At 42.8% G+C, this 12,750-nt stretch carries 6 protein-coding genes; 1 reads left to right on the forward strand and 5 read right to left on the reverse strand.

Going from position 1 to position 12,750, the window contains the following annotated elements; all coding sequences use genetic code 11:
• Window positions 1-4,026 carry a translocation/assembly module TamB domain-containing protein gene (locus tag RM544_RS11035; RefSeq protein ID WP_311361849.1) on the forward strand — a complete coding sequence of 1,342 codons (4,026 nt, stop codon included), beginning with the start codon at window positions 1-3 and terminating at the stop codon, window positions 4,024-4,026.
• Window positions 4,027-4,085: 59 nt separating this feature from the next.
• Here RM544_RS11035 and RM544_RS11040 read toward each other — a convergent pair whose 3' ends face one another.
• From RM544_RS11040 to RM544_RS11060, 5 genes are all read right to left on the reverse strand, one after another.
• Window positions 4,086-4,307, reverse strand: a complete 222-nt coding sequence (locus tag RM544_RS11040) for a helix-turn-helix domain-containing protein (RefSeq protein WP_311361850.1) — start codon at window positions 4,305-4,307, stop codon at window positions 4,086-4,088.
• Window positions 4,308-4,330: 23 nt separating this feature from the next.
• Window positions 4,331-6,508 carry a peptidase domain-containing ABC transporter gene (locus RM544_RS11045; RefSeq protein WP_311361851.1) on the reverse strand — a complete coding sequence of 726 codons (2,178 nt, stop codon included), beginning with the start codon at window positions 6,506-6,508 and terminating at the stop codon, window positions 4,331-4,333.
• The gene (locus RM544_RS11050) at window positions 6,508-7,767 is read right to left on the reverse strand and encodes an HlyD family secretion protein (protein ID WP_311361852.1); all 1,260 of its coding nucleotides are present in this window, start codon (window positions 7,765-7,767) and stop codon (window positions 6,508-6,510) included. Before RM544_RS11050 ends, RM544_RS11045 begins: the two co-directional genes overlap by 1 nt.
• Before the next feature lie 393 nt (window positions 7,768-8,160).
• The gene (locus tag RM544_RS11055) at window positions 8,161-11,493 is read right to left on the reverse strand and encodes an amidohydrolase family protein (protein ID WP_311361853.1); all 3,333 of its coding nucleotides are present in this window, start codon (window positions 11,491-11,493) and stop codon (window positions 8,161-8,163) included.
• Window positions 11,494-11,794: 301 nt separating this feature from the next.
• The gene (locus RM544_RS11060) at window positions 11,795-12,748 is read right to left on the reverse strand and encodes a hypothetical protein (protein ID WP_311361854.1); all 954 of its coding nucleotides are present in this window, start codon (window positions 12,746-12,748) and stop codon (window positions 11,795-11,797) included.
• Window positions 12,749-12,750 lie beyond the last annotated feature (2 nt).

Here is a 12,750-nt window from a genome sequence, read left to right on the forward strand (position 1 = left end):
ATGTTGAAATCAATTAAGCTAAATCAATGGTTGAAAGGTCTATCTTGGGCATTCCTAACCCTGGTGCTACTGCTGATATTAATCACAGCGTTGTTGCTGTCGCCTATGGGTATCAAATTTGGTGTGAATAAGCTCAATGAAATGGATGCGGGAATATCGATAGACTATGACTCAGGAAGCTTGTACTCATCTATCAAACTCAAGAATATCAGTGTTCGCCAGCCAGGCCTAGAACTCGATGCAGACAAGGCAGAGGTAGACCTCAGCCTAAGCTGCTTATGGAGCGCTGAAGTATGCATAAACAATATCGACTTAGGCAAAATCAAGTTAGCGCTCTCTGAAACTGAAGCCGCCCCTAAATCGGACACACCTATTTCCGAACTTATCACTTTGCCTGTGATGATTAGATTGCATGAATTATCACTTGATGAGCTGAATATTTTTCAGAATGAAACTTTGCTTTTGGACGCGAAAGATTTCGCACTTGCTCTGCAATTTGAGAAGGTACTAGAGATAAAAAAGCTGACCTTAGGTGAGCTCAATTATTATATTCCACAGCAGTCTGAAGTGCCTGAACCAACAATAGCGCCAAGTGAGAGCGAGAGTAGAGAATGGTTGGCGAAGCTGGGCAATTTCAAATATGACCCCATCACGCTTCCACGGGTATTCGTGCCGATTCAAGCTAAGCTAGCTAATACCCGAATCAACAATATCTGCGTCCTTAAACATACGGAATTATTACCAAGCAATCTATATTGTTTGTCTTCGCTGAACATTGGCGCTCAAATAAAAAAACAAGAGCTAAGCAGCAAGCTCACTTTTTCTTCTTTTGAAGACAAACGGGACACACCTATTTTTGTGCCACTCGATGTAATGACTTCGGCCACCGTTAATTTTGCTGACAAGCTTCGCCATGATATTAAGCTCGAAATCAAACCGAACAGCAGCGCTAAAAGTATTGAAGGTAAACCGAAATCGGACACACCTAAAACTACTAGTGCGGATAGCTTCGTAATTGCGATATCTGGAGACCAATCTCAGACATTTCTCAATTTCAAGCATGCAGCGGCAAAACAAAACATTGTTGATGCCAGTTTGAATTTAGAGGTATCTCAGGCAGAACTGCCAGTAGATATTGAATTTGCATTCAATGGAATAAACGAAAGCGCAAAAGCTTCGTTAACCAATTTGTTGCCAGGGGTTTCTGAACAGCAATTAGAACCCTTAATAGGTGTGTCCAATTTGAGGGCGAGCGTAGTGGGGGATATCAACCAATACGCTGTTTCCGTCGAGGGCAAAGGCCAACAGGTCATGGGTGTTTCAAATGTCTATGTTGATGCCTTGATATCTCCGAAAACGAAAGAAAGTCTAGTAAATATCGAACAAGCACTTATTTCTGGAGACATAGGGAAGCTGAGTTATGCAGGAAAAGTGTTTGTAGAGACGAATGCGTCACTCAATGAGTTAACGCTAGAAGGCTTGTTAGGACTTGAAAAATTAGATCCTAGTTATCTATCAACGGATCTTATGGGCATGTTTAGTGGTGAGCTCCCTCACACTGTTACGCTCAATGAAGTCACCCAGTGGGCGAGTATTTCTGACGCCGCAATTGATGGCTCATGGCAAGAGCTACCTTTTAAGTCCGCTTTGAACCTGCGTTTGGATAAGAGTGGTAATATCTTTGTTGAAGAGTTTTTGTTGAATCAATCAGAAAACGTGATGAAAGCAAGCGGGCAGCTATATAGTCAAAAAGCTTTAGATGCTATTGAAAGTGTCTTAGAGCAGCAAAATTTTGCAGCTCAGCAAAGTACAACTGTATCAAAGCAAAACTCAAGTAAGCTCGACAGCAGTCTTCTGGTGTTCGATTTTGATTTTAATTCATTTGAAGATATTTACCCATCCCTAGAAGGCGCGCTTAGTTTGCAAGGCCAAATACAGGGCGCAATCGAAGCTCCAACAATTACCTTAACTGGTAAAGGGGAGTCGATAGTGCTTGGAGAGCATCAATTGGATTCATTGAATTTGCAAGCGAATGTCGATTTTGCGCAAAAACTCGCTTCTGAAATAAAACTGAATTTGTCGCAATTGTATTCATCAGGAGTCGCCATACCTCAATTGGAATTAAGCCTTCAGGGTGATGAAGTCAATCAGTCTTTGTCTTTAGATATTCCGGAAGGTGACTTCCAGACTCGACAAGTCTTAGATGGAGAGTTACTTAGAGACGGCAATACAACTCGATGGAACGGTCAGTGGTTGGAAGGGCGAATTAATACAGCATTGGCTGAGTTGGAAATGCAATCTACACCACAGTTAACGGTTACATTACAGCCTTTTTCACTGCAGCTTCAAGCACATTGCTGGAGAGGCAGAGCGGATGAACTATGTGTAGACGATATCAAAGTTGATGAAAATAATGCTGATGCCAAAGTGAGTTTGAATTATCAAATTATGAACTCAGGCATGGGAGCGTTCTTAACTGAAATAAACGTCGCTAAATCTGACCTAGAAGTGAACGTGGATGCCGCAGTTATGTGGTCAAAAGACGATGGTGTTAATTTTACTCTCGACTTGAATGCTAGCGATAATATTTTGGTTGCTGGGCAACAAGCGCTCAGTATTGAAAAAATAAACGCAGTTGTTTCAGGCTCAAGCGAACAGATAAATACGACCCTCAGCTTATCTAGTGAAGCGGCGGGCGCAATTGACCTTGAAAGTCTGTTGCTCTTACAAAGCGAGAAAAGAACGCACAACGGCAAAATAGGTGTGTCCGATTTGGCGTTGTCACAGTTTGCGCCATTCACAAGCCATGTTCAGCGTTTAGAGGGCGTAATAAATGCAGACTTGGCATTTAGCGGAGCGCTAGAAAAGCCTTCGTTAGGCGGTGAACTTAAGATCAAGGATGCTGCTGTTGGATTAAGTGATTATCCCATTCGTCTCTCCGAGTACAACCAAGAGCTTGTATTTGACGGCTTCAGCGCGACATACGACGGACAGTTTAAGTTAGGGCAGGGCAGGGGTCGCATCCAAGGAGCAATCGACTTTGCCGATGGCATAAGCGCTAGCGCAAACATTTCAGGAGATAAACTCGATATAGAGTACGAGACTTATCGTTTTCATGTCTCACCTGATATGCAAATTAATATGACGCCTGAATTACTGTCAGTGACGGGCGGTGTAAATATTCCGTATGCACGTATTAAACTTAAGGATCTGCCACCCAACGCAAAGTCTCCAAATGCAGATATTCTTGTTGTAGATGAAAAACGGCCTAATCAAAATGCAGGTATCCCACTTGATATTGACTTAAACATAAAAGTGGATGAGCAAAAAAAAGGCGAAGTCCGTTTGGATGCACTTGACTTGAAAGCCGAACTAAGTGGTAATTTGAATGTGAAAATCGATTCTGAAAACACTCGCGTTAACGGGCTAGTCAGTATTTTAAAAGGTGACTATGCAGCCTATGGGCAAGTTCTGCAAATAAGAAAAGGGGATATTTCCTTCAGCGGTCAGCCAGACGTGCCAGCCTTCGATATAGAAGCTATTCGTAACCCACTGAATACCAGTGACGAGGTTATCGCTGGGATCAGAGTTAGTGGTAACGCGATCACGCCGAGAGTTGCCTTGTTTTCGGAACCATCAATGGAGCAAGCAGAACAGCTTTCTTATCTAATCAGTGGAACAGGTTTGAATTCAGATAGCACAGAAAAGTCCGATTCAGATACGATGTTGGTGAATGCACTCGTGAGTTTCGGTGTGGGTCAAAGTGAGAGCGGATTAGGCAGTTTAGGTCGTAAACTCGGAGTCAAAGATCTCAACTTACAAACGGCGGGTCAAGGTAACAAAACTCAAGTTCAACTCTCTGGGCAACTGGCTGAAGGTGTCAAAGTGACTTATGGTATCGGTGTGTTCGATTCAGTAAGCGAGGTAAGCGTTCACTATCAGTTATTGCCTCAGTTATATCTAGAGGCGGTTAGCGGATTGAATAGTACTCTGGACCTAATTTATGAAGTAAACAGCCGAGATTAAAAGAAAAGGTGAGGCGAACAATTAGACACTGAACGCCTTCACTTTTCTCAGCAAAACAATTATGAAGCTCTTGAATACATCGCTCGATAATATTGCGCAATTAATGTCGTTCGGTTTTGAATATTCAGTTTTCGGTAAATATTTGCACAGTGAAATTTAACAGTCCTTTCACTAATAAAAAGTGCATTTGCTATCACCTTATTTGACGATCCTTCAATAACTTTCATCACTATTTCCTTCTCTCTTTTCGATAGAGTTTGTATTAGCGTTATGATATCCATCAGTTTTTTCCTTTTTTGATGTACTACTTGGTTGAATTAGCAAGTGAACGATTGTCGATTTGTGTCAACTTGCCGTGGTTGAGCGAAAGCACGATATCGGCATTCGCAATGGTTTCTGGTCTATGAGCGATCATAATTATGGTGACATTGAGTTGTCTCAAAGCCTGATTTACTCGCTTTTCGGTACTCACATCTAAGTGACTGCTCGCTTCGTCAAGAAACAAAACTTTCGGTTGCTTGTATAAGGCGCGTGCCAACAATAAGCGCTGTTTCTGCCCTCCACTTAGTGAGCTACCCATGTCTCCGATGAGTGTGTTGTATTGCATAGTCATGCCTAGTACGTCCTCATGCAGGCATGCTGCTTCACTCACTTTCAAGGCAAGGTTAATATCTGTTCGCTCAGCAAAATCTGTAATGTTATCCAGCACAGAGCCAGGAAGAAGCTGGTCATCCTGCATGACTGCTGCGAAGTCTTGTAGATGACGGTTGGTGCTGTCTAACACTAGATTGTTCACTCTAACTGAGCCTGTCGTCGCTTTGTTTAAACCCATTAAGCAAGTAAACAGTGTGGATTTTCCGCTACCACTTGAGCCGATGATCACCACCGTGCTGAGAGCTGGGACGCTAAAACTGATGTTCTGGAAGATCCATGGTGAGCTTTCGTGATACTTAAATGATAAATTGTGTATTTCCAATGCAGATTGACGGGCTTTTTGACTATTAATATCACTAACCCCAAGAGGTAGTGATTCATCAGTACTAGGGCGAGATTCAACTGGTGTCAGGACGATGTCAGCGAGCCTGTCCAAGTGTACTCGTAGCATTTTGAATTCCAGACACTTATTAACAAGGCTGTCAGCTGAGGCAATGAAGCGGTTTTTGTAACTGATGAAGGCATATAGCATTCCTATGCTAAAAGCGTTGCTCATTACAAGCTCTGCCGCTAAGTACACAACTAAGATGTTTTCTACACCGAACAAGGCTTTGTTTGTGCTAGAAAAGTTTATGTTCCATCTAGCTAGGGTGATCTGTTTATTCATGGCCGTCGCCAATTGATTGAGCCATTGAGAGTGACGTTGTGCCATTTTATTGTTGAGTTTAATGGTCTTTATGGCTCTAACACTTTGCATAAAGTGAGTGTTTTCATTTGCTTGGCTCTGAATGACTTCTGCTTGTTGACGCTTCATTGGATTAAACAATGCCCAGCGCAGGCTAGCATAAATGGCTAATACAGACAGAACGAGCAAGCTCAGTGTCGGCGAGTAGATAAAAAGTACGCCAAGCATCAAAAGAGCCATACCGCCGTCAATAAGAGCCGTGACAATACCTGAACTCAGCACCGCTCTCACTTGTTGTAGGGCTGAAAATCGACTCACTATGTCACCCAAATGGCGTTTTTGAAAGTAACTCACCGGAAGGTGCAGCAAATGGTCGAATACACCCGTTGCCATTTGTAGATTGAGATAATTGGTAAATCTCAACATGATACGATCCCGCAGAAACACGGTGCATGTATCAACAAGCAATAACAATACAAATGCAATAGCGATCACTGTTAGCAGATTCGTATCCGAATTCACGATCACTTCGTCAATAACGGTCTGCATATAAAAAGGAGAGGCAATCGCAAAGACTTGTAATAACACACTGAGTATTAACAGAGTAGTTAAGTGCGACGCGATACCGCTGTTAGGTTTTATAAAGTGGCTTAGCTTCAGCTTCTGCTGCCGATTAGCTTTAGCGCGAACGAAGTTACTCGTTGGATGGAGCTCGACGGCAATACCGGTGTAGCAATCGCTCACCTCGCCTATTGGGACCCTCCGAATACCTATAGCTGGGTCCGCTATCTCACAATATTTCTTTTTCACCTTGAGAAGGACCACAAAGTGATTGAAATTCCAATGCAAGACTGCTGGCGTTTTTAGTTCCGATAATTCATGCAATTCTGTTTTTAGCGCTCTGCCAGAAAGCTTCAATTGAGCCGCTTGTTTCAATAGACTACTTAAATCGCTACCTTGAATCGATATCTGGCTGGTCAGGCGAAGTCTATCAATCGTCATCGCATTGCCATGATAGTTAGCAACCATTGTTAAGCATGCTAGCGCACATTCACTGGCTTCAGCTTGCAGAACGAGGTTTACCTTTCTACGTGCAGTGAAACGTAATAAACGATAAAGAGAAGTGTCCTTATTATTCTGCATTACACTGTACCTCTCAAGCTGAGAATCGGTTTGAGTAACCATTCCCAAAGCTGCATTTCAGCAAGTTCGATTTCAGCTTCAAACAGCATCCCATCTTTTAGATGTATTTGCTTGCCATTAGCACTCAGTGTTTGCGAAGTGAGTGCTGCTTCTGCAATAAACACTGGACCTTGCAATACAAATGGCACCTCTTTTATTTGTTGGGGTAACAGAACATCCTCTGATACTTCATGAATGCTTGCGCTTGCCATACCAAATTTTTGATACGGAAAAGCACTGAGCTTTAAACCAACAACTTGGTTTATTGCTATAAACCCCGAATGACTGGATGGGACATACATTCGCGCTTTCACCTCACGGTTCAGAGGGCTTATTTGCATCATGAAGTTGCCTGGGTTGACGCGCTCACCTTTTTCAACTTGTATATTTCTGACGATCCCATCAATAGGGCTCAAGAGAGAATATGTATCTGCTCCATTGACCGACGATAAGGTTTGCTTCGTTTGTTCAATTTGATTGAGTAAGTTCCCGCGTTTTTCTGAGTATTTGATTTGAAGTACCTGTTGATTCGCGCGGGCTTTAGTTTGCGATTGCGTTAATTGTTGGAGTGCAAGGGCTGCTTCACTTACTTGGACTTTTAGTTGTAAGCCTTTCTCTTGAGATTGCTGATAAACCGTTTTTGATACGCTGCCCAACTGATAGAGCGAATACAATTCATTCTCTTGTGCGCTATGCAGAGACAGTAAGCTCTCTAAGTGTAACAATCGCTTCTTACTTGTAGACAGCTGTGCGTTTAGATTGCCCATCAACTGTTTATTCTGTAAAAGGTTTTGCTGGTATTGGCGTGAATTTAATTCGGTCTGTTGGTTAAGTAGCGAGAGTTGTTTTTTTATAGAGTCGAGTTGTTTGTGATGAGCAATTTCGCCACTCAATTGAGAGTTGGGGCGAACAAGATGGGCAAGTACTTCTCCCTTCGAGACTATTTGGTTAGAGGTAACGGGGATATCACCAAGAAGACTATTTTGTTCAATCGGATAAATATCGACGCTAGCTCTTTCAGCAACGAGCCATCCTACGACACTTACCTTGTTAGTGTAGGTATGCGTTATGAGTAAATAAATAAAGCTTGCCGTTACCAAAAGAAGTAAACACACCACCACTAGGTGTTGGGGACTGGGCAGCCGTAGTGCATTTCCCAGCTTGTCCCTATGCTGACCTTCTATCGCTTCTTCTCGAAATAATGAATTCGAATACTGCATGCTTGAACTATTCCTTTATCTTGCTCACATCCTTTTGACTGACTGCAAGACTACACAGGAAGTTTGAAATCGACGTTCAAATTTGGGACAAAATGATCTAATTTTGGGACATTTATGCGTTTTGTCTCAAAATTGAAAGGCTGTTTAAAGTCCATATTTATTTTGTGGTTACTATTTAATTGAATGAAAAAACACAATGAAATCAGATGGTAAATGATCATGCTTGGAATTTTGAGATTATTTATTGGCCAGGTTAGACGGCAAAAAGTAAAATCAAAGCAAAATAAGCGAACATAATTTTGTTTGGCGCAAAAAAAACGCACATATGAGAATGTGCGTTCTTATCTTTCTTTTTTAGCTATTCAAACCTCAAGCTTGAAGTCACTTAGAAGCTTAATGAACCCAGTGATAAGTATGCGCTTTGGCATCCATTTCTTGCTGAGTTTGTTTCGGCATAAACAGGTTATTGTGCTTTTCAAAGAAAAACGGTGAGCGTTTCTCTTTTTCACCTAACTCGTTCATGGTTGCCGCTTCAAATACTCTACCATTAATAATGGTGTACTCAACATATTCACTGCGTGACAAGTCATTGAGCACATCTCCGTCAATAACGACTAGATCAGCGAGTTTACCAACCTCTATGCTACCGAGTTGTTTATCCATGCCTAAGTGTCTCGCACCGTCAATAGTGCCACCTCTTAGTGCTTCAAATGGAGTGAAGCCGCCGTGCTCCATGATCCATAACTCCCAATGTGCACCTAAACCTTCACGCTGTCCGTGCGCGCCAATATGCACGCCTACGCCATTGTCTCTCAGCGTTTTAGCATAGCGAGCAATTGGGTAGTGATTATAATGTTCATCTGGTGCTTTAGGACGACGGATACGACGATCTACTATAAAGCTTGGTGTATAACGCATGAGGCGTTCGTTTTCCCAAACATTACTGCGGTCGTAGAAATAGGTTTCGCCTGTCAACCCGCCGTAAGCCACAACAAAAGTAGGTGTGTAACCAAACTTAGTTGCCCCCCACAATTGGGTCAAATCGTTATACCCGTTTGCGATAGGGATGCTATGTTCCAGCCCGGTGTGGCCATCAACTAGCATCGATATATTTTGCTGGAATTTACCACCACCCTCTGGCACAACCATCATGTCTTGATTTTTTGCCGCAACGAGCACTTGTTGACGCTGGTCTCGTCTAGGTTGGTTATAACTTTTGACTGAAATAGCGCCGATATCTTTAAGTCGTCTCACGTGATAAAAAGCATCATCATAATCATTGATAATCGATTTCACTCGCAGTGACTCGGCACCGTATAAGATAGTACCAGTGGAGTAGATTCTTGGTGCAATACGTTGCCCTGCTCTCTGTAGTTCGCTAGCTGCCATAATCTCAGTTGTATCATTTGAGGGATCGTGAATGGTAGTGACGCCAAACGCCAGGTTGCTATATTGAGTCCAGTTTTGTTCGGGGATAATTTCGCTACGACCCTGTGGTCCATGAGCATGCGTGTCGACTAAGCCTGGAATCACTGTTTTTCCTTTGGCATCGACAATAAGCGCGCCTTTTGGAATGGAGATATCATCAGCTGTGCCAACGGCTTCGATCCTGTTGCCTTTAATCAGCACCACGCCGTTCTCAATGACTTCTTGGGTATTGTCGGCATCTCTCATTGTGACGACTTTGCCGCCAACAATTGCCTTGTATCCCTTAGGTACAAAGAACTCTTTCTCAAAGCTTAGATCCATTCCCTCATTAACAGGTTCTGGTAACTCGGCACCTTCTTCTGCGATGAAATCAAATGCTTCACTAAGCGAGCGCTCAAAATAACGAGGACCATGTGACCAACCGACTGATTGGTTATCAGGGCTCCATGTCATATAGTTTCCAGAGCGAGCTGAAAGTTGTTTAACTGGAAGTGAAGACATCGTTGGACCGATAGAAATCTTTTTACCATTATCGGCAAAAGGTGCAACGAATGTGTTGTATTGGTTTACAAAGGCTATCCAGTTCTTATCGAGAGATAATCGATATTCACTGACTTTATCGGCTCCATAAAGGTGAACTCGCTTATCCTCACCACGCAAGTTTACGCTGGAAAACTGGGTTTCTGGGTAAGGCTTTCCACCTACTGATTCAGTGAAATAAATGCGGTCGTTGCCTGCGCTGAAATGAGGTTCAACACCTCTGCGCGCAACTCGCTCAGATGTTTTTTCTTTTAGGTTTAAAACATATATGCCAGGCTCGGTTGAATTACTTGGGTCGAGCAAATATCCGCCGGTAAACTTACGGTAGGTAATTAGCTTGCCGTCAGTGGAAAAACTAGGTTCGATATAATGCCCTTTACTGAGACTGACAACTTTGCCTTTACCGCCTCGAGATGACACTGTGCGTATATCTCCTTGACCTTCATCACTCCAAGTGGTGTAGACGATCAGTTTGCCGTCATTTGAATAACGTGGATAGTATTCGTCGTGTTGATCTTGTCGGGTTAAGCGCTTTGTCTTACCTGACTTGATGTCTTTTACATACAACTTGCCAAGTGCTTGGAACAAGATGCTTTTTCCGTTAGGTGACTTCTGAGCCCACCGAATAGCCTTAACATCAAAATTGTCTGGAGCAACATCAACATCAAAACGTAAAGCATCAGCATATTGAACGGTGGTTTTAATAGTGAGCTCAAGCGTCTTAAGCTCTTTTGATTTTACGTTGATTGTATGGAATTTGCCGCCAGTCCAAAACATGATGTTCTTAGCATCGGGTGTCCAATCAAAATAAGCAAAGTAACCTTCGGTTCCAAAACCTTCTTGCATATCACGTTCAAGGTCAAGGAAGAGAGGGATTTCATCACCCGTTGATAACTCTTTTAGAAATAGTGCTGTTTGGTGCTTCACTCTGCGAACATACGCAATGTATTTCCCGTCGGGAGATGGGGTTGGAACGACAGCTCCACCAGTACCTGAAATGATGGTTTCTTCTTCACCCGTTTGACGGTCATATCTTACGATACCAAAGAGACCTTGAAGCGCGTCTCTATTATAACTGAAGGTTGAACCGCCAGTGATATCTCTGCTGAAGTAGATGTAACGACCATCGGGCGAAAATGCCGGGTCCGCGATGTTCTTTTGGTCAGCCTTTCCGTTTACGCGTTCCTTTATCGCTAAGCCGCTACCACCACTCTTGTGATAGAGCCAGATTTCGCCTGCGGGAATACTACGTCGCGACATAATACCTTTCGTGACAACGATGTACTCGCCATCGGGGCTCCATTTCGGAGAATGGATTAGGTTTGATTTTTCTTTGGTGATTTGGCGTAAGTTCTCGCCGTTGGTATCCATCACCCACACATTTGATAAGCCGTCGCGATCAGATATAAATGCTACTTGTTTGCCATCGGGGCTAAAGCTTGGGTGGATATTCCAAGCGAAATCCTGTGTCAGTGGCTCTGCGTCGCCACCCTCTGCACTGGCTATGAAGATGTCGCCAAGCATATCAAAAACAAATCGCTTTCCATCCGGACTAACGTCCAAACTTGACCAAGTGGTCTCGTCAGTAGATATGTCGATGCTGTTCAATTCCATCGGAGGGTTCAGTACATCCCAAGATGCATAGGGTTTTTCTTCTTTTTTCGCTTCGGGATTATTGTCATCTGCAAAGCTTATCGAGCTTATTGTTAGCAGGCTGGCGAGCGCCAACGAGCCAAAAGTTTGTTTTGTTGAAATCATTCTTATTCTTCTGTCTTTAAATAGTTAATGACACTGTGCGGTATGTTGTTGTTATTGTTTGTACTTGTTACGAATTCAACAATAGTGCCTTAGCTTGCTAACTGCAACTTTACTTGGTGAATGAACACAAATTTGTGTAAAGCCCCCAAATCGGACACACCTATTTCGAACTAAGAACGATAAGAGATGAATATCCAAACTGGATCCAAACTGGACACACCTATTTTAATTAAATGAAAAATAGCTAGACCTGTTTTTGAGAAAAGTTAAATAGGTGTGTCCAATTATTGCAAAGAGTCGACTAGAAGCGCTCGAGGCTCACTTGTCTATTGCGGATAGCCAGCTCACTCTTGTTATCAATTTCACCCAGGCTATATTGAGCAGGCCCTGTTGGCTCGGCTAAAACAAAACGCACTCCATCGTCAGTGATGAACTGCTGGTCGTCTTTTGGCTTTAATACGACTCCCACTAAAGCATGGTTGGGTAGGTAGACCATAGACGTTTGTAGCTTAGGGTTATATGCGTTCATCAATGCAAGAAACAGGGTTGATTTACTGTCACAATCTCCCTTGTTATCCAGCAGCAACTGTCGTGGTGAAGCAAAACCAGAGCCGTTTGATGAAGCACGATTCTCAAGCGTGTCGTATGGAATTGCTTGCAGCCAAGATAAAGCGAAATCGATAAACTCGTTCGGATTTCTGGGATTAGATAGGTGCTTTTTTATTTCTTTAACAATTGCCTGCATGCCGTCAGCACTTTCCAGCGCATACCGTTTATGGTCTTGTTTTATAAAGTCTTGACCAAATTCATTTTTAAAGGGGACATAATAGTGCTTGGACATGTAAGCATTCTCTGCTGCAGCGTACTGTTCGCCAAGTTTTTTGTTTATTGCTTCAGCATCTTCTTTAGTTGGGGCGGTTACTTGCATTTGGATTGAGCCACCTGATTGCTTTATAGAGATTTTAGCAAGCCGTGGATCTACTGTTTTTGCATAGGTCATCAGTGCTCGCCGAATTGAATTTTGGGCTAATATTGGGTTATATGCAGGCGCAGACTCAGGAAGTGTAAGAAGAGTCTCGTTTGGTATAGTAAAAGAGAGTATTTGTACTTCGTTGTTTTTATCAAGCCACTTATAGTCAAAACTCCGCCCGTCAACCGTGCGCATTTGAGAAAAGGATGTTTGCTTAGCATTAACCGCTTGCGAATGAGCTATGCAGAGTGTTAACAACAGTAAATAAACAAAGCTTTTGAACATGA

This window comes from Brumicola blandensis, from assembly GCF_031846165.1.
GTDB lineage: Bacteria > Pseudomonadota > Gammaproteobacteria > Enterobacterales > Alteromonadaceae > Glaciecola > Glaciecola blandensis.

What these genes read in the sequence shown, in the direction of transcription:
- RM544_RS11035 (WP_311361849.1), top strand. Translation starts at nt 1, where the DNA reads ATGTTGAAATCAATTAAGCTAAATCAATGGTTGAAAGGTCTATCTTGG.
- RM544_RS11040 (WP_311361850.1), bottom strand. Translation starts at nt 4,307, where the DNA reads ATGGATATCATAACGCTAATACAAACTCTATCGAAAAGAGAGAAGGAA.
- RM544_RS11045 (WP_311361851.1), bottom strand. Translation starts at nt 6,508, where the DNA reads ATGCAGAATAATAAGGACACTTCTCTTTATCGTTTATTACGTTTCACT.
- RM544_RS11050 (WP_311361852.1), bottom strand. Translation starts at nt 7,767, where the DNA reads ATGCAGTATTCGAATTCATTATTTCGAGAAGAAGCGATAGAAGGTCAG.
- RM544_RS11055 (WP_311361853.1), bottom strand. Translation starts at nt 11,493, where the DNA reads ATGATTTCAACAAAACAAACTTTTGGCTCGTTGGCGCTCGCCAGCCTG.
- RM544_RS11060 (WP_311361854.1), bottom strand. Translation starts at nt 12,748, where the DNA reads ATGTTCAAAAGCTTTGTTTATTTACTGTTGTTAACACTCTGCATAGCT.